Consider the following 21,102-nt stretch of genomic DNA (forward strand, 5'->3'; position numbering starts at 1 on the left):
CTCCCAGAGCAATGTAAGCAGCACCCAGATTTCCCAGTGCTGTTCCTTCACCTTTGCGATCGCCAATTTCTCGATAAATAACTAACGCTTGTTGCCAAGACTGTAATGCTTCTCTAAATTTACTTGTTTGAAACTGCTGAATCCCTTGCTGTAAAAGTCGATCTGCTTCAGCTTTCTTTTCACTATTAGTCTGCGCCAAAACTTTTGGCACTGGCAAACTTGTCAAGGAATAGAAACTAATAGAAGTATCTGCAACAACAGTGAGTAAAGCAATAAATGTAGCAATTGAGAGTTTTGGTAAACGCATAGCGGTTAATTAAAAAGCTCCTCAGTGGCATATATATCTAGCACCTGAGAACTTATGCAGTTAAAAAGATTTTCCCAAAAGTATAAATTATTAACCCGTCTCTGTCATCCGTAATCTACTTCAAATCCCCTTGCCAAAAGGAATTTAGATTCAAGTCCCCCTTACCAAAAGGAATTTAGATTCAAGTCCCCCTTGTTAAGGGGGATTTAGGGGGATCTCTTTCGCTGAAATCTTGCCCCTACGATTTTAGCTAATAGCAGTAAACAATACGGGCGGGTTTTGTTGTGAGGTTATCTGTAAGAAACAAAATATACTTTCTAAACCCGCCCCTACAACTAACTATAAAAATCAATCCACCTAAGTTTTCCCAGAATTATTATTATGTTCTCGAACTTTTGCCAAAGCTTCCTCAGCTAACTGTTCCAACTTCGCATCTTTAAGTTCCCTAGCAATAGCTAAACCCTGCTGCGCCGATAAAAGAGCTTTCTGATAATCACCCAATTTAGCATAAGTAAAACTCAGCAAAACCAAAAGAGTTCCTTCCCGTTCGCGATCGCCAATCTCTCGATAAATAGCTAACGACTGTTCCCAAAACTGCAATGCTTCTTGAAACTGATCAACTTTAGACTTTTGCAGACCTTGATAAAACAGTTGAAAAGCCTCTTTGTCCTTTTCCGTATTCGTCTGCGCCAACACTTTCGCCGCTGGCAAACTTGTCAAGGAATAGAAACTAACAGAAGTATCTGTAATAACTGTGAGTAAAGCAATAAATGTAGCAATTCCGATTTTTGTTAAACGCATCGTTATTAATCAGAGAAGTTAGTATTAGTTTACTCAAATTTTGCAGCAATCCCAACCTCCCCCAGTACGTTGTTGGGCTTTAGCCCTACAGTAACGCTAAAATTCTAGAACCCCGAATTCTTCAATAAGTCGGGATTTGAACAAAAAATAAGCTGTATAATAAAGTAATTACAACTCATTTTCTATGCGAATTACCTTAAACTTATGACCGAAATATTTACTAAATCTGATATACCTCCAGCATTTCCAGACCATACTCAACTACCAGAATCAGACGGTACATTCGTGAAGAATTTTCAAGAACATCCCCAGTGTATTATTCTCACTGAATCAATTACTCCTGTGTTGCAAAACTTACATCCAGATGGACAATATTGTATTGGTCAAGATTGCGGAATTTACTGGCGAGAAACTGAACCACCGGAAAAAGGTGCTGAAGCGCCAGATTGGTTTTATGTCCCTGGAGTACCACCAAGATTAGAAGGACAAATTCGACGTTCTTACGTATTTTGGCGCGAATATACACCGCCAATGATTGCTATTGAATTAGCTAGTGGAAATGGCGAGGAAGAACGAGATGCAACTCCTTTATCTCGCACTGGAGAAGGTACTCGTCCCGGTAAATTTTGGGTTTATCAACAAATTATTCGTATTCCTTATTACGCCATTTATGAAGTTAACAATGGTAAATTGGAAGTTTATCATTTAACTGATTTTACTTACCGGAAAATTCCCCCAAATGAGAGAGGTCATTACCCAATTTTACCATTAGGTGTAGAACTAGGTCTTTGGCAAGGAAGTTTTTTAAATAACCCGGAACAACTTTGGTTACGCTGGTGGGATTTAGATGGTAATTTGTTACTTGTAGGTCAAGAAATAGCTGAATTAGAAAGACAACGTGCCGAACAGGAAAAGCAACGTGCTGAACAAGAAAGACAACGTGCTGAACAAGCAGAAAGAAAAGCGGCAATTTTAGCCGAAAGGTTAAGGGCAATGGGAATAGATCCAGATATGGATATTTAAAAATACAATAATTAATCATTTATCTGTAGAGATGTTGCCTGAAACGTTTCTACAAAATTCACGCTTGCAGTATTTCTCTTTTCGCCAAATTCAACGATGATTAATATTGTAAATATTGCTGCTAGTGTTAATTTCGACCAATTCATAACTGTAAACAACTTTAGCTCTTCACTAATGTATATGTCTAGCCTTTGAGGACTTATGCAGCAATTAAGTTGATTTCTTTATTAGAGTTCTGGCAAAAGTCGGGAATTTAGGATTTTTTTTACCACAGATGTCCACAGATGAACACAGATGAACACAGATGAAGATGGAGATTGTCTATTTTTTCCAGAGGTTTATGGGTTATGATTATTTGCTAAAGGTGTGAAGGAGAGAGGTAGTAATGAAAGATTTAACTCGTCGGAAATTTATTATTGTTTCTAGTTTAGCTGCTGGTTTTGCTTTAGCTGTTCGCCCCATTTCTGCACAAGTTATCACCACAGATAGTAAAGGTTTAATGGCGGGAGAAGTGAAGATTCCGATTGCTGATGGCGAAATTCCAGCTTATCGCGCAATGCCTGCAACTGGGGAGAATTTTCCTACTGTTTTAGTGATACAAGAAATCTTTGGGGTTCATGAACATATCCAAGATATTTGTCGCCGTTTTGCTAAGTTGGGATATTTAGCTATTGCCCCGGAAATGTTTGCCCGTCAAGGCGATGTTTCCCAAATGTCAGACATCCAAGAAATCGTTTCTAAAGTGGTTTCTAAAGTTCCTGATTCTCAAGTTATGTCCGATCTAGATGCTACTGTAAAATGGGCTGCACAGTCAAGTAAAGGCAATACCAAAGAGTTAGGAATTACAGGTTTTTGTTGGGGTGGCAGAATTACTTGGTTGTATGCTGCACATAATCCCAGTGTGAATGCTGGTGTTGCTTGGTATGGGCGTTTAGTTGGGGAATCTACTGCTTTAACTCCGAAATATCCGATCGACATCGCTCCTAATTTAACAGTACCAGTTTTAGGACTTTACGGCGGAAGTGACGATTTAATTCCTAACGATACAGTTGAACAAATGCGAAAAGCTTTAAAAGCCGGAAGTAGCAATTCCGAAATTATCCTTTATCCCGATACTCCTCACGGTTTTCTGGCTGATTATCGTCCAACTTATCGCCAAGAACAAGCCGAAGATGCTTGGAACAAAATGTTAGCTTGGTTTCAAAAATATGGAGTTGCTTAAATAATTGCTTGTTCGGTTTACGAGTTGTCCACAAAGGAGGGAATGAATTATTGTTAATGACAACGATCCTGTTTTTGAATCAACTGAAGAAATAACTCGCGCCGTTGTAGTCAGAAATCCTGATGGAACGTTAAAGTCAGCCTATCCTGTAGATAATACTGTGACTTTGAAGCAAATTAAATAGGAGTAAAATCAATGAATTATTCCACTAGTTTTAATCTTAAAATAGAAGAACCCTGGATATGGGAAGGTTTAAAACCACCTGACGATCCACTTAATGAACTTTCGGATTTAGAAATCGGGTTAAGACTTTTTTGTTTTGAGTGGAATCATAGAATTTCACTAGAAGTTGGCGATGCTAAAAAAGATATATTTTTAGATCCTGATATTGTTTTGGTAATAGAAGAATTACCAAATAAAATTGCACAATTATCTAAAGGGAAAAAGGTTAATATAGACTTTCCCGAAAGCTATTTAATTCTGGAGTTAGTACCTTTAGAAAATACGATCGACTGCCACATCAGAAATTTTGGCTATTCAACTGAACAGAAAAGTTTTCCATTAAATAAGTCTCAAGTCTTGGAAGTTCTCACCAATTTTGTCACCGAACTTATTAACAAAGCTGTAGCAGGAGGTTACATCAAAGCAACAGAGGGAGAGGAGTTTCTCCAACCAATCTATCAAAATCGGATATTACCACAAAATATTTAAGTAATCAAATCTTTGGGCAAAAAATCTACTCGATTCAAATAAATTAACCTAATTTTGCCACCTTCAAAGTCAATTCTACTGATGGCAGCATTGTTCAAAATGAAAGAAAAACAATGTCCTGGGGGGAAATTTAAAACGGTTGCTAAAAAGCAATTGTAAAAACCTCCATGACTGACAATGGCTACTCTGTCATCGCTATTTCCATGTTTTTCTAATAGTTCTTGAAAAACTAACTTTGCCCGAACAAACCATTGTTCTGTTTCTTCGGCTGGACGATTCCACCAACCTTTTTCTCCCAAATAATCTGGTAAAATTAATTCGGGATGGTTGGCGGTAAAGTAAGCTCGGTTTTTCCCTTCGGTGGCGATCGTTTCATCAGTTCGATCGTCCCGAATATAAGGCCCTCGACATTCATGAATATCCACCCAAGCTGTTAAGGGTAAATTTAACGCTTGGGAAATGAAAGTTCCAGTAATAACCGATCGAATCATTAAGCTGGAATATAAATGAGTAAAGTGAAAACCTCTGGCATTTTGAAAGTCTCTTTCTAGGACGGGTATGGGAGAATAATTGTTCCTGAGAAATTCGGCTAAAATTTGAGCTTGTTCTTTACCTGTGGCGGTTAATTCTGGATCGTCCGATCGACCTTTACTTGAACCTCTCACCCGTCTGTTGTAATTATTTGTAGATTCGGCGTGTCTAATAAAATAAAGCTGCATACTGTAGTAGATATAATCAGAGAATTAATACATTAAATTACAGGATATCATAGATGGACAATGAAGAATGATTACTTTTGTTAATTAACGATCGCTAACCTTAAATAAGTATTTTTACAAATAATATTAGAGGATAATTTATAATTTTCATTGGGAACCTAAAATCAAGATATGCGTCAACCAATTTAGAAAGACTTCCCAATAAATTCAATAATTAACTAGCAAAAAATAGGAGGAAATTATGAAAAAGCTAGTAACTTTAGCTTTGGTAGGTTTGGCAGCTAGTTCCTTAGTAATAAGTAGTGCAGTTGTCCAAGAAACTGCGATCGCACAACAACCCAGTATTCGCAGCGTTAATCCTAACGTTGCTTTAGATGGAAATTGGCGTTTACAGTGGCGTGTTAGCGGCATTAACCATCAAGCCAGACTTTCCATGAATGGCAATTATGGTCGGATGATTGTCAATGCCAGAATGCCTAATGGACGAGTCATAAATGCCGAACAAAGAATGACACTGACACCAACGCGAGATGGTTTTATTTTGCGAGGTAGTAGACCAACTTATCCGGGAACTAACAGACGAGTTCCTAACTATAACCCTGACACATTTCGCATTCAACCTGTAGGGCGAAATCAGTTAAGAGTGACAAATTGTAGCAGTGGTGTCTGTGTTCCCGTTAATATGAGGAGAATCTAAGGCTAGAAAAATTACTAATTTTTGGGCTGGAATAAAATTTATTATCTAGATGTAGAGAGGTTTCCTGAAACCTCTCTACATTTTATTTAGCTAATTAAATTAAGTAAGAGTGCGCCTACTATTCTCTAAGAATAAAGTACCCCGATCGGGTACTGACGCAACTTATTTCAGAAATTTAAGATAAACATATTCAAAGAAAATCCGAGAAAGACTGACAAACAAATCCAAACATTAAACTTATAAAGAACTGGAGTAGGTTATGAAAAAATTTGCAGCTTTAGCTTTGGTAGGTTTAGCAGCTAGTACTTTAGCAATTGGCAGTACAATTAGCAAAGAAAGTGCGATCGCACAACAACCCGAAACACAACGTAGCATCCAACAACCCACAATCCGCCCCTATAGCGTTAATCCTAATGTTGCCCTTGATGGAAATTGGATATTACGCTGGCGTTTAAGCGGGATTACTCATCAAGCTAGACTTTCCATGAATGGCAATTTTGGCAGAATGAGAGTCAATGCTAGAATGCCTAACGGAAATTTAATCGCTGCGGAACAAAGAATGACACTGACACCAACGCGAAATGGTTTTATTTTACGCGGTAGCAGACCAACTTACCCAGGAAGTAGAAGACCAGTTCCTAACTATAATGCTGACGCATTTCGCATTCAACCAGTAGGGCGTAATCAATTAAGAGTGACAAATTGTAGCAGTGGCTTCTGCGTTCCCGTTAGTATGAGAAAATACTAAGGCTAGAAGAATTGCTGATTGTTTATGTTTAAATGTAGAGACGTTGCATGAAACGTCTCTACATTTGATTTAGGGAACACAGATTTATCAATAAAGAAAGAGGCTGAAGGTAAAAAAGCTTGATAAACTGAGCTTTGTAGCATTAATTTGAGGTGAAACCATTGTTAGACGAACAGGCAAAAAAAACGATACTGCGGATGATTCCTCATGGAATCTACGTTTGCGGCGTTAAAGATGGCGAAGACGTTAACGGTTTCACTGCTAGCTGGGTCATGCAAGCTTCTTTTGTGCCGCCATTGGTAGTAAACTGCGTCAAGCAGGATTCTAAATCCCACGCCATGATCGAGGCAAGCGGCGTGTTTAGTCTCAGCGTTTTGGCAGCTGGACAAAAAGACTTAGCACAGACATTTTTTAAACCTCAACGGCGGGTAGGAAATAAATTTGAAGATGTAGAATTTTACCTGGGACAAGAAACAGGTTGTCCAATTATTTCCGACGCTTTGGGTTATGTAGAGTGTAAAGTTGTCGGTGCGGTGCAAAAAGGAGATCACACCGTTTATGTGGGCGAAGTGATTGGTGCAGGTGTGCATCGAGAGGGAGAACCTCTGTTGCTGGAGAGCACTGGTTGGCAGTACGGTGGTTAGAAAAATTTATTAATTCTTTGTGGCTCTATCATTTGTTCCTTTGTTGACAAAGGAACAAATGATAGAGTCGGATTTTAATAGTAAGATTTTGTTTGTTCGATCGCTTAAATACCCCTTTTGAGATTTAAGTTATGCCTTTAATTAAAGTCCAAACCTCTGTCCCAGCACCAGAGAAAACCAAAATAGAAACCTTACTCAAAACCCTTTCCTCTGGATTAGCCAAACACTTAGGGAAACCAGAATCTTATGTAATGACGGCATTTGAACCAGATGTCGCCATGACTTTCGCAGGCACCACTGACCCAGTTTGCTACATTGAAATCAAAAGTATCGGCACCATGACTTCGGCACAAACTAAATCGATGAGCCAGGATTTTTGCCAGCAGATTAATCAAACGCTGGGTGTACCAGCTAATCGCATCTACATAGAATTTGCCGATGCTAAAGGCGCGATGTGGGGTTGGAATAACTCGACATTCGGCTAATGACTTATGGCTTATAATCGCGGTGAGTATTTCTGAAACCCTTTTTTTCGTGATTGCAATTTATCCTGGCAGCTTCGATCCAATAACCCTTGGACATCTGGATGTGATTTCCAGAGGCAGTAAGCTGTTTGAACGAGTCATAGTAGCTGTGCTGCGAAATCCTAGCAAATCACCTCTATTTACCATGCAAGAGCGAATGGACTTAATCCGGCAATCTACCAGCCATATTTCTAATGTGGAAGTAGATTGTTTTGATGGTCTAACTGTAAATTATGCTCAAATGCGAGGAGCTAGTGTTATTATTCGAGGTTTGCGGGTGCTTTCTGATTTTGAAAAGGAGTTACAGATGGCTCACACCAACAAGACTCTTTTAGAAGAAATTGAGACGGTTTTTTTGGCAACCTCGACGGAATATGGCTTTTTAAGCAGTAGCGTGGTAAAAGAGATAGCAAGATTTGGTGGCTCAGTGGATCATCTTGTCCCTAAGCACGTTGCTATTGATATATACAAAAAATGTTACGCCAAGATACCTCAAGAATCGACCCCGACAGTGACGAACCCAACACCGAAGAGCAATTAAACCAACAGGGAACAACAGGTGTAGACATTCAACGAGAACTCAATCGCCTAGAGGAGATGATTCTCGATAGTCCGCGAATTCCCATGTCTCGACGCACTTTGGTGGATGAAGAACAGTTGTTAGAACAATTAGATTTGGTGCGGCTAAATTTGCCAGCGGCTTTTGCGGAAGCGGAAACGATTGTCCGTCATAAAGATGAAATTATTTTGGCGGCTGAGCAGTACGCTCAACAAGTAGTGGAAGCGGCTGAGCAACGTGCTGCCCAAATTTTGGAAGAAAGCAGTGTGGTCAGACAAGCCAAATCAGAAGCACAGCAACTCTGGCAAACTGTCCAGCAGGAATGTCAGTCAGCGCAGGAGCAAACTTTGGCTGAAATTGAAAGTATGTACCGACAGGCGCAAGAGGAGTTACAGGAGGTACGTGCTAGAGCGATCGCTGAAGCCGAAGCCATCCAAAATGGTGCAGATGACTATGCTGACCAAGTTCTGTCTAATATCGAACAGAATATTAGCGAAATGTTGCGGATCGTCCGTAATGGTAGACAACAACTGCAACCTCCCGATTTTCCTCCCGCTGCTTCCATTCGGTCTTCTCCGATTCCACCGAAGAAGATTTGAGGCAGGGGTTTTGGTGCAGGGGTGCAGAGGGGCAGAGGGGCAGGGGGGCAGGGGGGCAGGGGAGACAAGGGGATGGAAAAGACATCTCGAATAACTCTTGTAGGGTAGGCATCCTGTCTGCCTTTGAGATTCTTTTTTGGAGAGGTCTAAAGAATTATTTAACTACCGCTTCCTCTCTCCTCACCTCCTTACCTCCCCACCTCCCTTTCTGCCTTCTGCCTTTTTTCGCCAAAAGCTTATATATTCAAAAATCTCTAGGTTGCTTTCAGGGGTGGTGATGAAGTTACTTTGTTTGAGTAATGGTCATGGGGAAGATGCGATCGCAGTAAGAATCTGCCAAGAATTACAACAACTTCCCACTTCTCCGAAAATAGCAGCTTTGCCGATCGTTGGTGAGGGACAAGCTTACATCGATCGGGGAATCCCGATGATTGCACCGACACAAAAAATGCCCTCTGGTGGCTTTGTTTATATGGACTGGCGACAGTTGTGGCGGGATGTTCAAGGTGGTTTGTTGGAATTACTATGGCAGCAATTCCAGGCGGTGCAAGCTTTTGCTGCACAAGGTGGGGCGATTATTGCTGTTGGTGATATTGTGCCGCTGTTTTTTGCTTGGTTGAGTGGCGCACCTTACGTTTTTGTGGGGACGGCGAAATCGGAATATTATTTGCGGGATGAGATTAAGAGTTTCCGCAGTTTTAAACGGCGTTGGGAAGGTTGGTCTGGTTCGGTTTATTTGCCTTGGGAACGTTGGTTAATGAGTCAACCTCGCTGTAAGGCGGTGTTTCCCAGAGATAGTTTAACGGCTGAAGTGTTACGGCAATGGTCGATCCCGGCTTTCGATCTGGGAAATCCGATGATGGATGATTTAGAATCTTTAACTCCTGAGTCGGTGTCTTCGCCTCTGGGTTGGCGAAGGGATTCGCTTACTGTTTGTCTTCTCCCAGGTTCTCGTACTCCTGAAGCTTACGAAAATTGGCGGCAAATTATTGCAGCTGTGGGGGGAATTTTGGATGGTTTTCGCGATCGCACAGTGTTGTTTTTAAGCGCGATCGCTCCTAGTGTAAGTTTAGACTTATTACAAGAAACCTTGGAAACTCAAGGTTGGCGATCGCGATCGACACAATTTTCCCCTGTAAAATTGCCCATTCAAGATGCAACGGCTTTAGTGTTTAGTCAAGGGAAAAATCAGTTAATTTTGACGCAGAAAGCTTTTAATGATTGCTTGCAAGCGGCGGATTTTGCGATCGCAATGGCGGGAACCGCAACCGAACAATTTGTCGGTTTAGGTAAACCTGCAATTACCATCCCTGGAAAAGGGCCCCAATTTACTTATGCCTTTGCTGAAGCTCAAAGCCGTCTCCTTGGCCCTTCGATATTATTAGTCGAAAAACCCAGCCAAGTTGCTCAAAGCTTAAAGTATTTGCTGAAAAATCCCGATCGACTCCAATTAATCGCCGCCAATGGCCCTCGCCGCATGGGAAAACCAGGTGCATCCCACCGCATCGCTGAATGTTTAGTGGAAAAATTAGAAAACAATTCGTAGTAACCACTTCAGTAGGAGTCGCGCTGAAGCGGCTACTACGAACATTTCCAGAAAACTTCGGATACAATACTGCTCGGTTTGCCAAAGCAACCTAAAATTTAACTCGGAGTTGATGTCAATTCTGAATTTAATTGTTTCTTACGCAACTTATGACTATAACTTCTTGGCTACTGGATATTCCCATTTTGCCCTTAGCATTTGAATTTGCTTCTCCAGGGCCAATAATCTTTAAACTAGGGCCATTTACCTTGCGCTGGTACGGTGTATTAATTGCTTCAGCAGTTTTGATTGGAGTTGCACTTTCCGGCTACTTAGCCAAACGTCGTCACCTCAACCCAGAAATTATTGCTGATTTAGCTATTTGGTTAGTGTTTGCGGCAATCCCAAGTGCCAGACTTTATTATGTATTATTTGAATGGCAAGAATATGCCCAAAATCCAGCAGATATCTTTGCCATTTGGAAAGGAGGAATTGCCATTCATGGTGCAATTTTAGGAGGATTAATTGCCAGTTTAATTTTTGCGCGAGTTCGTCAAGTTCCCTTCTGGCAATTAGCAGATATTGTCGCTCCTTCCTTAATTCTTGGTCAAGCAATTGGTAGATGGGGAAATTTCTTTAATTCCGAAGCTTTTGGTGCGCCAACAAATTTACCTTTGAAGTTATATATTCCTCCCCCACAACGTCCCCCAGAATACGCTAATTTTGAGTACTTTCATCCGACTTTTCTTTATGAATCTGTCTGGAATTTAATGGTTTTTGGGATTTTAATGTTTTTGTTCTTTCGCGGTTTACAGGGAAAGCCACCTTTAAAAGTGGGAACTCTATTTTTAACTTACCTGGTATTTTATAGTATTGGTCGGTTTTGGATTGAAGGGCTACGAACTGATAGCCTAATGTTAGGGCCATTGCGAATAGCGCAAGTAGTGAGTTTAGTGGGAATTATTTTAGGTTCAGCTGGTTTAGTTTGGCTTTACTTGTTTAAACGTAATTTGCCTGATGTCGTTTCAGCTAACGGTAATAATTTAGAATCAGACTCGGAAAATTACTAAGCTGAATTTTAGTTCGTTTCCTCCCCATTAAAATTTAAATTGCTGAGTTGTTTATCCACACACTTTCATGACTTATTGCCTTGGCATCATTACCAAGTACGGGTTAGTTATGGCGGCTGATTCCCGTACTAATGCAGGAGTTGATTACATTTCCACTTACCAAAAACTTTTTGATTTTTCTCAACCCGGAGAAAGGGCAATTTTATTATGTAATTCTGGTAATTTGTCTTTTACTCAGGGTGTACTTACTTTGATTCGGAAAGATTTAAAAGCTCAGGAAGAATCAAATCTTCATTCTTTGCCAACTATGTACGAAATTGCTCGTTATGTTGGCAACAAAATTCGCCAAATTCAAGAACAAGACCGCAGTTGGTTACAAAAGGATAATATTGATTACAAATGTAGCTTTCTTTTGGGTGGTCAAATTAAAGGCGAAGATATGGAACTTTATCATATTTATAGCCAGGGTAACTTTATTCAAGCTACTCCCGAAACGCCTTTTTTACAAATTGGAGAAACTAAGTACGGTAAACCAATTTTAGATCGAACGCTGAAGTATGATACTCCTTTGGAAGCTTGTGCTAAATGTGCGTTGCTTTCGATCGACTCGACTATGAAATCTAATATTTCTGTTGGTCCACCAATTAATATGGTTATGTATGAAAGGGATACTTTGGTGGTGGAGAATAAATTACAATTGCGTTTAGGAGATCCCTATTTGGTGAAAACTCGTAAGTGGTGGGAAGAGTCTTTGCGAAATGCTTTCGATCGAATGCCGAATATTGAATGGGAACATTATTCGCCAGACTCGCACGACAATGTAGAACTTGATTAATATGCTCACTTCTTTGTATGTAGTTGGGCTTTAGCCCTGATAAAGCTTGGTAAAACAAGTTAAAATCAACAGATGTTATCCTTGGGAGCATCGTTTCCCTAATGCCACGCAAAAAATCACAACCCAAAACTGCTACTCCTACCCCAGCAGCAACATTAGCACTGTCGGAACTTCATCTTCGTGTTGATGCTTTAGAGCAGGAAAATCAGAAGTTAATCAAACAGATTAAGAAAAAACGCACGGAACTGAATAATTTTGTCGAACAAATGCGATCGATAGCTACACAGATGTTCCATCGAACTATTCCGATTATGAAGCAAATGACGGAAATCGATCGACAAATTCATTCCCTATTTGATGAGATTTTTCAGCGGAAGTTTGGCAAACAAAGCAAGCGAGATATTGAGGAGGTTTATGAAACACTGCAAAACCAAGGAATAATTAGTCCTAAATCATCAGAATCTCAGGATATGCCTGAATTAGATGAACTTTTTGGCGCAGCAGGAAAAGGAAAAGGAAAAGCTGATTTTTTTCCAGGTGGTGAAACTCAAGAAGAACAATCTCCAATTTCTCAACCAGCTGTCAAAACTGAAGATTCCCAAAAAATTAGGCAAACCTTTTTGAAGTTAGCAGAGATCTTTCATCCTGATAAAGTGACAGACAGCGAAACGCAAATGCGTCACACAGAAATTATGAAAGAACTAAATAAAGCTTATCAAGAGGGAGATTTAGCTAAACTGCTAGAGATTGAACAACAACATTTAGCTGGCGAAGATATCGAGAATTTCAGCGAAGATGATTTAACGCGAAAGTGCCAGATCTTGTCGCAGCAAAATTCCTTATTGAAAAAACAGTATGAAAGTCTGAAAAAGGAACTAAGATTAGTCAAAAAAACACCGGAAGGTGCTTTGATTTCGGAATTTCGACAGGCAAGTAAAATGGGAATCGATCCGGTGGAAATGCTCTTGAAAGAAATGAAAAAACAAATCTTAGTTATTGAAGAACTTAGGGATTTTGTGCAAGAGTTTCGGGATAAGAAAATGACAATTAAAGAGTTTATTGAAGGGCCAGATTGCTTAGATACAATAATCAATCAGTCTCTCCACGACAAAATGATAGAAGAATTGTTTGAGATGGGAGTAATTAAGTTTTGAAGTTTGTTGTTCCCAATTAAGTGGGAACAACGAACCTAATTTTGGTTAGATTTAATGGAGATTTTGGGTGTCATGGAGAAGTGTGTTCCGGGGGGGGAAAAACTGCCGGAAATGGGGACGGTATAGTTGGGAAAGGCGCTGGCGACTAGGGGGATGTGGCGATCGCTAACTGCTAACCCATGCGTCGGATCGTAACCTCGCCAACCTGCTCCAGGCAAATATACTTCTACCCAAGCGTGTAAGTCTCTTTCTATTTGATCGGGATCTCCTTCTTGATAACCACTGACAAATCTTGCTGCTAAACCAACAGCACGACAAACTTCCATAAATAAAACGGCAAAGTCACGACAGGAACCAGCTTTTTGTTTCCAAGTTATTCCTGCTGGCAAAGGATCGCCTGTTTCCCGAATTAAATATTGACAAGTTTCGTAAATTTGTTGATTTAATTTACTTAAAAATGTCGTTGTTTGATGGGAACTAGCAACTAAAAGTTCTTGCGCTAATTGAGTTGCTATTGGGTCGATATTTCCGGGATATTGTCTTTGTAAGTACGGAGAAAGTAGCGTTAATAGCGATGCTGAGTAATCAATTGGCAATTTTAAAGCGAAGGATTCTAACAGGTAGTCAAAGGGATTTTCTCGAAAAGTTTCTACCTCTGAACTAACTTCTACTTTCAAAAAATTTGTCGGTTCTTTGAACCAAGTTTGGACTATTACATTGTTTTCTAAGTCGGAATTATAGCAAATTCCCAGTGGTTTTGGATCTATTTCTAAGGAAAATTTATGCAATTTTTGCTCGGCATCACTGCGGGGAACTAGTCTAATTGTGTGTGGTCTTAAAGTGACGGCTTCCTGATAGTTGTAAGTGGTAGTATGGACAATGTGGTAAAGCATTCTAACTTAATTCTCTGGAAAATTGTTGTTGTAATTCTGCGGTGCGAAGTTTGGTAAGTTCGTAACTCTTTTCGTGAATTGGTTTGAGGGCAAAGAAGGTTTCAAAAATATTGTTTCCTACGCCGTAAATTTGTTGTAATAAGTGGGTCAGATATTCATGTAATCCGTTTTGAATTATGTCTTCAGTGGTGATATAATCCAATTCGGAACGTAGGCGACCTAAAGAACGTTCCGCGGCATTTGTCCAATTACCTGAAGGAATTCCGGTGATGGCATTTAGCGATCGCTCTGCATGAATTATACAAAAGCGGATCGATCGAGGAAACTCCCGATCTAAAATTAAAAAATCGGCAATTCCAAAGGGCGTAATTCGATGTTCTCCCCGTTTGCGATACATCTCATAAGCACTCGCCGATCTTAACAAAGCTATCCATTGCAATTCATCCAAAGTACTACCAACATCTTTCACCGAAGGTAGTAACACAAAATATTTTACATCTAAAATTCGCGCCGTCTTATCTGCCCTTTCTAAAAATCTGCCAATTCTGCCAAAATGCCATCCTTCATTGTGACTCATTGTTGCATCAGTCACCCCAGCAAATAAATGGCTAGCCATTTTTACCTCGGCAAAAAATTCTTCTGCTTTAAAACTTTCTTGCTGGTGATAAGCATCTTGCACCATGAAGTAAAAAGAGTTGACTTGTTCCCACATTTCCGAAGAAATGATCTCGCGAATTGAACGAGCATTTTCTCTAGCTGAACGTAAGCAAGAAAGAATCGAATTAGGATATTCGCTATCAAATGTGAGAAATTGAATTACACTTTCTGCGGTAGCTTTGCCATATTTTTCTTTAAATCTGGGCAAGTCTCCGGTTGTAGTAATTAATGGTTCCCACTGTTGTTCTATCACAGCGGAAGAATCCAAAATCAATTTCAAATTCACATCAATGAATCGGGCAATATTTTCTGCCCTTTCCACATAACGATTTAACCAGTAAATAGCATCAGCAACGCGACTTAACATAGTTTTAATTGGGATTAGTAGGGACTGGGGATTGGGGACTGGGGATTGGGGACTGGGGATTGGGGACTGGGGATTGGGGAAGTTTTGAGTTGTAGGGGCGGGTTTAGCAGAAAATTCCCTGGTTACAGTAGAAGAGTTGACAACAAAACCCGCCCTTACAGAGTTTTGAATTCTCCTCCCCCCTGCCCTCTGCTTAGCAGAGTACCCAAGTATCTTTACTTCCGCCACCTTGGGAGGAGTTAACTACTAAAGAGCCTTTTTTTAAGGCAACTCTAGTTAATCCACCGGGATGAACGTAGATGTCTTTACCATATAAAATGTAGGGGCGTAAATCTACGTGACATCCGGTAAATTCTCGGTCTACAATTGTGGGAACTCTTGATAAGCAAATGGTGGGTTGGGCGATGTAATTTCGGGGGTTTGCTTTGATTTTTTCGGCAAATTCTTGTCTCTGTTCTAAGGTGGATTGAGTACCGACTAACATTCCGTAACCGCCGGATTCGTTAGCAGCTTTGACGACTAAAGTTTCTAGGTTAGATAATACATGACTGAGGTCTTTTTCTCGCCAACAAAGGTAGGTGGGAACGTTTTGTAAAATGGGGTCTTCTTGAAGGTAATAACGAATCATTTCGGGGACGTAAGCGTAGATGACTTTATCATCAGCTACTCCGGTTCCTAGTGCATTAGCGATCGCTACTTTTCCCGATCGATAAACATCCATTAATCCCGGTACACCTAACGTTGAATCTCGCCGGAAACTTAGGGGATCGATAAAGTCATCATCGATGCGGCGATAGACTACATCAACTCTTTTTAAACCCTTAGTAGTTCGCATTTGTAAATAACCATCAGCAACTACTAAATCTCGACCTTCCACCAATTCTACACCCATTTGTTGCGCTAAAAAAGAATGTTCAAAATAGGCAGAATTGTAAGTTCCGGGAGTTAACACTACTACCGTGGGATTTGGTAAACTTTCCGGGGCTAAATTCAACAAAGTATCTAACAAATGACTGGGGTAATCATCAACAGGTTTAATTCCCATTGTCTCGAAAACTTTAGGAAAAGCAGACTTCATTACCCGGCGATTTTCCAAAACATAAGAAATTCCCGAAGGACAGCGCAAATTATCTTCTAAAACGTACCATTGTCCATCTTTATCTCTGACTAAATCTGTGCCAGTTATATGACACCAAATTCCCCCAGGCGGTTTTAATCCGATGCAGGGTTTTAGCAATCCTTTGGAAGTGGCAATTAAGTCGGCAGGAATTACTCCATCTTTGACAATTTTTTGCGCGTCGTAAATGTCAGCAATAAAGCTGTTCAAAGCATAAATCCGTTGCTTCAATCCTGCTTCTAAAACTTGCCATTCTTGAGCGGAAACAATTCGGGGAATCACATCAAAAGGAAAAATTCTTTCTGTTCCTTGATTATCGCTATAAACATTAAATGTAGCGCCCAATTTAAACAAAGCTTGCTGTGCTACTTCTTGTCTTTGTAAAATCTCATCTGGTGGCAAAGAATTGATCCTTTCTATTAAAGGTATCACCTCTGGTCGGGGTTGATTTTTGGCAATAAACAATTCGTCGTAAAAGTCCCCTGGTTCGTAATGCTCAAAATTCATAATCTATTCAGTAATCTGTTGTTAATTTTTAACTGTTCCTGTGTTTTTGCGTCCGTTTCTTCTCAGTCCCCAGTACCCGATCGCCAGTCCCTATATATATTCTTGCTGGTTTGCCTGGGAATTCGTATACAGGGATACATTTTTTCCAGATTAATGTAACTTTTTGCTACTAATGGGCATCTTGGCTAATCGATCGGCAAATGACTGACCATTTAAGATTAAAGTCAGAATTGCTGAGAGTAGAGTATGTTAAAAATGTCTTAGCTTTCTGCAACTGTTGTATCTTGCTGCTTCGCCAATTAAGGATTTTTGGGAATGACACTGACGCAAGTTTGGGGTGTGTTGTTAATTTTCGTCTTTTGTCCCTTGTTGGGGGGACTACCCCTAGTTGCTTGGATTACTTATGCGCTGACCGGACGGAACTTGGCGAGACTGGGTACGGGAAATATTGGCGTACAAGCAGCTTTTTATCACGGGGGAACTGTTGTAGGAATTGTAGCAGTTCTTTCGGAAGCTTTTAAAGGAATTTTTGCGGTTGTGTTGGCGCGGTTGTTTTTTGCGCCGGAAATTTTTACTCAGACATCAACGGGATTTTTGGGTTTTTGGCAAAACTTTTTTCAGGTTTACCCATCAGAATGGGAGGTAATTGCTTTAATTGCTTTGGTATTAGGACGTTATTGGATTGGTAGAGGTGCGGGAACTACTAATGTTGTTTGGGGTTTTATTGTTCATGATTGGTTAGTGTCTTTTTTGGTGTTTGTGATTGGGGGAATTAGCTTTACAATTATCCGGGAAAGAAAGGCGGGAAAACTTAGTGTTTTAGTTTTACTGCCTTTGATTGTAATCTTGTTGTATCCCCAGGATCGATCGCGAATTATGGCAACGATCGCACTTGCTATAATTATCGGTTGGATCTATCAGAAACTTCCTGACGATTTAGACCTTCCGACTTCGGGGGGAAGACCGGAATCTCAAAAAATGTTTCGCTTTTTTCGAGGCGACAGATCGATGATTTCTTTAGACCAAAAACTGAATGCGGCAAAAGTTGGACAAAAAGCAGCGACTTTATCTCAATTAAAACGCTGGGGTTATGCGATTCCTGATGGTTGGGTGCTGTTACCTGGAGACGATCCTGAAGTAATAGTTGATTCGCTGCAACCTGATTTAGAAAATCCTTTAGTGGTGCGGTCTTCTGCTGTTGGTGAAGATTCCGAAACTGCTTCGGCGGCGGGACAATATGAGACGGTTTTAAATGTTAGCGATCGCACTACACTAAGACAAGCAATTATCAGTTGTCAAACTTCTTACGATCGACCAGGTGCAGTACAATATCGCTTAGACCGAAATTTACCAGAAGCAGCAATGGCGGTGTTAATTCAAAAACAGATTCGCGGTGCTTTTTCGGGTGTAGCTTTCAGTCGAGATCCCATTACTCAAACTGGCGATCTGGTAATCATCGAAGCTTTACCGGGTGGTGCTTCTCAAGTAGTTTCAGGACAAGTTACGCCAGAACAATATCGGGTAAAAATTGGCGATTTGGCAACTGCACAAAATTCTGATTTATCATCAATTACTCTCCAAGGAGAGGGGGATGTTCCATTAGGTTTAATTCGCCAAGTGGCAATTTTAGCGAGAGAATTAGAAAATCGTTATCATGGGATTCCCCAAGATGTTGAATGGAGTTATGATGGCGATCGCTTATGGCTTTTGCAAACTCGTCCAATTACTACTTTATCCCCAATTTGGACAAGAAAAATTGCCGCAGAAGTGATTCCGGGTTTGATTAGTCCGTTAACTTGGTCAATTAATCGTCCTCTCACTTGTGGCGTTTGGGGAGAAATTTTTACTCTAGTTTTGCGCGAAGGAGCGCAAGGATTAGACTTTAACGAAACTGCAACTTTGCACTATTCTCGCGCTTACTTTAACGCTACACTTTTAGGACAAATCTTTCGCCGAATGGGTTTACCTCCTGAAAGTTTGGAGTTTTTAACTAGAGGAGCAAAATTTAGTAAACCGCCGTTAATTTCCACTTTGCGAAATGTGCCCGGTTTACTCAATTTATGGGGAAGAGAAAGAGATTTAGAGGCGGATTTTGCTCGGGACGATCGCCAACACTTCGCCCCTGGTTTAACTAAATTAAAAAAATCCCAGAATACCACAGAATCTCAAGCTTTGTTAAACCGGATAGATTTAATTTTGACATTACTCCGCAAAGCTACTTATTATAGTATCCTTGCTCCTTTGAGTTTTGCCCTAAGAAAAGCAATTTTTCGGGTAAAAGATGCGGAATTAAATGCTGGGGAAGCACCAGAAGTTGCTTCTTTGCGGAGTTTAACTTCACTCGCTTTTGAGGCAAGAAATTTGCTGATTAATCAAGGAGTTACCCCGGAAGAAATATCTCAGATATTTGTCAGTTTAATCAAAACTGAAGCAGGACAAAAACTGTTACAACAGTTTGAGCAAATCTTAGAAAGTTATGGTTATTTGAGTGATGTTGCTACAGATATTGCGGTTCCGACTTGGCAAGAAGAACCCGATCATGTAAGAGAAATTTTCGCTCAATTTATTATTAATCCACCGCCAAAAGTAAGATTACCAAAAAAACAAAGATGGCAAGCAAAATTAGTGCAACGTCGCTTGGATTTAAAAGGTAGAGTTACGGAAATATATAGTCAATTCTTAGCTGAATTAAGGTGGAGTTTCTTAGCATTAGAAAAAAGCTGGTTATCATCAGGTTTACTTAAAGAACCAGGCGATATATTTTTCTTGGAGATAGCAGAAATTCGCCAAATTATCAATCAAACAGACAGCGAATTAACGAATCAAATAATCCGGTTAATTGCCAAAAGACGATCGCAATTATCCCAAGATCGACAATTAGAAACCGCACCTTTTGTAGTCTACGGAAATGCGCCGCCAATTACTATCCTCAAAACTGCTTCCTTACAACCAACAGAACTTTTACAGGGAATAGGTGCAAGTGCAGGACAAGCAGAAGGAAGAGTTAAAGTGTTAAGAAATTTGCAATCTGTGCCGGAAATTAATCGTGAAACTATACTCGTTGTGCCTTATACTGACTCTGGTTGGGCACCGCTTTTAGCTAGGGCGGGTGGACTAATTGCTGAAGTAGGAGGACGTTTATCTCATGGTGCGATCGTCGCTCGTGAATATGGTATCCCAGCAATCATGGATATTCAAGATGCAACCCGTTTGTTAAAAGATGGTCAGCTAGTGCGAATTGACGGTCAACTCGGAACTGTGGAAATATTATAATTTAGGTTGGCAATTTTTAATTAATTATGGCGAACGATAACATATCTTTGCAAGAATCTCAGCCAGTAGCTTTAGGAAGTGAGTCAAAAACGGAAACCGAATTAACGGTGAAAGATCCGACTTTTTTAAAGCAAGCATTGTTGGAAAAACTCAAAAGCTTGATGAATGTACAAGGGGAAATTTCTTTACCCTGTGTTCCAGCAATGTTAGATGAATACTTGCAGTTAGTTCAGAATTTGCTGAAAACATTAGGGCAAACTTTAACTGAAGATAATTTTAATAATTTAAAAGAATTAATTACTAAAGGTTTAGTAGAGGGATATAAAATTTCACCTCATGCACGTTTATTAGTGAGCTTTTTACCTGCGGAAGAAGCTAAAGGTTTGGCAAGTGGAATTACAATTAATACCAAAGTTTTAGTAGAATCAGTTGCCGATAAGTATCAAAAATGGCCGCAAATTCGCCAAGAACCTTTATTTGGTAGTCATCCTGATGCTAAAGTAATGAAAATTGCTGGGGAATTAGGCGATCGAGAAACGACAAAAATTTTAGATATTGGTGCGGGAACAGGTCGCAATACTATTCCTTTAGCAAAGTTAGGTTATCAAGTAGATGCGATCGAACTTACCCCCGCATTTATGGAAAAATTGACCGCTGAAGTAAACAACCAAAATTTACCTGTAAAAGTGATTCAAGGAGATATTTTAGAACCACTTTTACGCATGAAAGCAGCTTACTATAAATTAGCGATCGCCTCCGAAGTTTTATCCCACTTTCGCTACACCGATCAAGTCCGTTTATTCCTCGCTAAAATGTGCGACGCTTTACGCAGCGGCGGTTTACTTTTATTCAGCGTCTTTTTAGCAGTTGATGATTATGAACCAGATAATTTTGTGAAAGAAATGTCCGAAGTTTCCTGGTCTTATATTATCACTAGAAAAGAACTCCAAGCCGCAATGGAAGATTTACCATTAGAGCTTATTTCCGATGAATCAGTAATAGAATACGAACAAAAAAACTTACCTACAGAAGCATGGCCCCCAACCACTTGGTATGTCAATTGGGCAATGGGACGCGACTTATTTCCGATTAGTAAAAATCCGCCAATGGAACTCCGTTGGATACTTTTAAAAAGAACTTAAATAATTGG

20 protein-coding genes and 1 pseudogene are annotated in these 21,102 nt (G+C 40.1%); 15 read left to right on the forward strand and 6 right to left on the reverse strand.

All coding sequences use genetic code 11. The features are described from left to right. Positions 1-307: pseudogene (locus ACE1B6_RS07890) on the reverse strand (Fis family transcriptional regulator); the annotation flags it as partial. Positions 308-664: 357 nt separating this feature from the next. Further along, on the reverse strand, positions 665-1,108 hold the full coding sequence (locus ACE1B6_RS07895; RefSeq protein ID WP_413256704.1) for a tetratricopeptide repeat protein: 444 nt from the start codon (positions 1,106-1,108) through the stop codon (positions 665-667). Positions 1,109-1,312: 204 nt separating this feature from the next. On the opposite strand from ACE1B6_RS07895, the gene ACE1B6_RS07900 reads away from it, so the two are divergent. From ACE1B6_RS07900 to ACE1B6_RS07910, 3 genes are all read left to right on the forward strand, one after another. Next, a complete protein-coding gene (locus tag ACE1B6_RS07900) occupies positions 1,313-2,131 on the forward strand; it encodes a Uma2 family endonuclease (protein ID WP_413256705.1) in 819 nt (272 codons plus the stop codon). Between the two features lie 385 nt (positions 2,132-2,516). Further along, a complete protein-coding gene (locus tag ACE1B6_RS07905) occupies positions 2,517-3,353 on the forward strand; it encodes a dienelactone hydrolase family protein (protein WP_413256706.1) in 837 nt (278 codons plus the stop codon). 195 nt (positions 3,354-3,548) lie between these two features. Further along, on the forward strand, positions 3,549-4,064 hold the full coding sequence (locus ACE1B6_RS07910; protein WP_413256707.1) for a hypothetical protein: 516 nt from the start codon (positions 3,549-3,551) through the stop codon (positions 4,062-4,064). Here ACE1B6_RS07910 and ACE1B6_RS07915 read toward each other — a convergent pair. Then, positions 4,061-4,783, reverse strand: a complete 723-nt coding sequence (locus ACE1B6_RS07915; RefSeq protein ID WP_413256708.1) for a histidine phosphatase family protein — start codon at positions 4,781-4,783, stop codon at positions 4,061-4,063. The genes ACE1B6_RS07910 and ACE1B6_RS07915 overlap by 4 nt on opposite strands. Before the next feature lie 241 nt (positions 4,784-5,024). Here ACE1B6_RS07915 and ACE1B6_RS07920 point away from each other — a divergent pair, with 241 nt between their 5' ends. The 10 genes from ACE1B6_RS07920 (at position 5,025) to ACE1B6_RS07965 (ending at position 13,138) form a co-directional block, all read left to right on the forward strand. Beyond that, a complete protein-coding gene (locus tag ACE1B6_RS07920) occupies positions 5,025-5,480 on the forward strand; it encodes a hypothetical protein (protein ID WP_413256709.1) in 456 nt (151 codons plus the stop codon). A gap of 259 nt (positions 5,481-5,739) precedes the next feature. Next, the gene (locus tag ACE1B6_RS07925; RefSeq protein WP_413256710.1) at positions 5,740-6,228 is read left to right on the forward strand and encodes a hypothetical protein; all 489 of its coding nucleotides are present in this window, start codon (positions 5,740-5,742) and stop codon (positions 6,226-6,228) included. Positions 6,229-6,389: 161 nt separating this feature from the next. Beyond that, the gene (locus ACE1B6_RS07930; protein ID WP_413256711.1) at positions 6,390-6,872 is read left to right on the forward strand and encodes a flavin reductase family protein; all 483 of its coding nucleotides are present in this window, start codon (positions 6,390-6,392) and stop codon (positions 6,870-6,872) included. 131 nt (positions 6,873-7,003) lie between these two features. Continuing rightward, positions 7,004-7,357 (forward strand): phenylpyruvate tautomerase MIF-related protein, encoded by a 354-nt coding sequence (locus ACE1B6_RS07935; RefSeq protein WP_413256712.1) that lies wholly within the window; start codon positions 7,004-7,006, stop codon positions 7,355-7,357. Between the two features lie 49 nt (positions 7,358-7,406). Then, complete coding sequence (gene coaD / locus ACE1B6_RS07940) at positions 7,407-7,937, forward strand: pantetheine-phosphate adenylyltransferase (RefSeq protein WP_413256788.1); 531 nt, start codon at positions 7,407-7,409, stop codon at positions 7,935-7,937. Continuing rightward, complete coding sequence (locus ACE1B6_RS07945) at positions 7,871-8,554, forward strand: DivIVA domain-containing protein (RefSeq protein WP_413256713.1); 684 nt, start codon at positions 7,871-7,873, stop codon at positions 8,552-8,554. Before coaD ends, ACE1B6_RS07945 begins: the two co-directional genes overlap by 67 nt. 277 nt (positions 8,555-8,831) lie before the next feature. Next, entirely contained in the window at positions 8,832-10,100 is a 1,269-nt protein-coding gene (locus tag ACE1B6_RS07950; protein ID WP_413256714.1) for a lipid-A-disaccharide synthase-related protein, read from the forward strand. 149 nt (positions 10,101-10,249) lie between these two features. After that, positions 10,250-11,149, forward strand: coding sequence for a prolipoprotein diacylglyceryl transferase (gene lgt / locus ACE1B6_RS07955; RefSeq protein ID WP_413256715.1), 900 nt, complete (start codon positions 10,250-10,252; stop codon positions 11,147-11,149). Positions 11,150-11,216: 67 nt separating this feature from the next. After that, positions 11,217-11,984, forward strand: coding sequence for a peptidase (locus ACE1B6_RS07960; RefSeq protein WP_413256716.1), 768 nt, complete (start codon positions 11,217-11,219; stop codon positions 11,982-11,984). 101 nt (positions 11,985-12,085) lie between these two features. Then, on the forward strand, positions 12,086-13,138 hold the full coding sequence (locus ACE1B6_RS07965; RefSeq protein WP_413256717.1) for a J domain-containing protein: 1,053 nt from the start codon (positions 12,086-12,088) through the stop codon (positions 13,136-13,138). A 35-nt stretch (positions 13,139-13,173) separates the two neighbouring features. Here ACE1B6_RS07965 and ACE1B6_RS07970 read toward each other — a convergent pair whose 3' ends face one another. The 3 genes from ACE1B6_RS07970 to ACE1B6_RS07980 all read right to left on the reverse strand — a co-directional run bounded on the left by ACE1B6_RS07970 (position 13,174) and on the right by ACE1B6_RS07980 (position 16,679). Further along, positions 13,174-14,031 (reverse strand): transglutaminase family protein, encoded by an 858-nt coding sequence (locus tag ACE1B6_RS07970; protein WP_413256718.1) that lies wholly within the window; start codon positions 14,029-14,031, stop codon positions 13,174-13,176. A 1-nt stretch (position 14,032) separates the two neighbouring features. Further along, positions 14,033-15,055 carry an alpha-E domain-containing protein gene (locus ACE1B6_RS07975; protein WP_413256719.1) on the reverse strand — a complete coding sequence of 341 codons (1,023 nt, stop codon included), beginning with the start codon at positions 15,053-15,055 and terminating at the stop codon, positions 14,033-14,035. Positions 15,056-15,248: 193 nt separating this feature from the next. After that, a complete protein-coding gene (locus ACE1B6_RS07980; protein WP_413256720.1) occupies positions 15,249-16,679 on the reverse strand; it encodes a circularly permuted type 2 ATP-grasp protein in 1,431 nt (476 codons plus the stop codon). A 315-nt stretch (positions 16,680-16,994) separates the two neighbouring features. Between ACE1B6_RS07980 and ACE1B6_RS07985 the strand changes: the two genes are divergently transcribed. Both ACE1B6_RS07985 and ACE1B6_RS07990 read left to right on the forward strand, forming a co-directional pair. Continuing rightward, positions 16,995-19,952 (forward strand): glycerol-3-phosphate acyltransferase, encoded by a 2,958-nt coding sequence (locus ACE1B6_RS07985; RefSeq protein ID WP_413256721.1) that lies wholly within the window; start codon positions 16,995-16,997, stop codon positions 19,950-19,952. A gap of 26 nt (positions 19,953-19,978) precedes the next feature. Next, on the forward strand, positions 19,979-21,094 hold the full coding sequence (locus ACE1B6_RS07990; RefSeq protein WP_413256722.1) for a class I SAM-dependent methyltransferase: 1,116 nt from the start codon (positions 19,979-19,981) through the stop codon (positions 21,092-21,094). Positions 21,095-21,102 lie beyond the last annotated feature (8 nt).

The organism is Floridaenema fluviatile BLCC-F154 (assembly GCF_041929135.1).
Taxonomy (GTDB): Bacteria; Cyanobacteriota; Cyanobacteriia; order Cyanobacteriales; family Aerosakkonemataceae; genus Floridanema; species Floridanema fluviatile.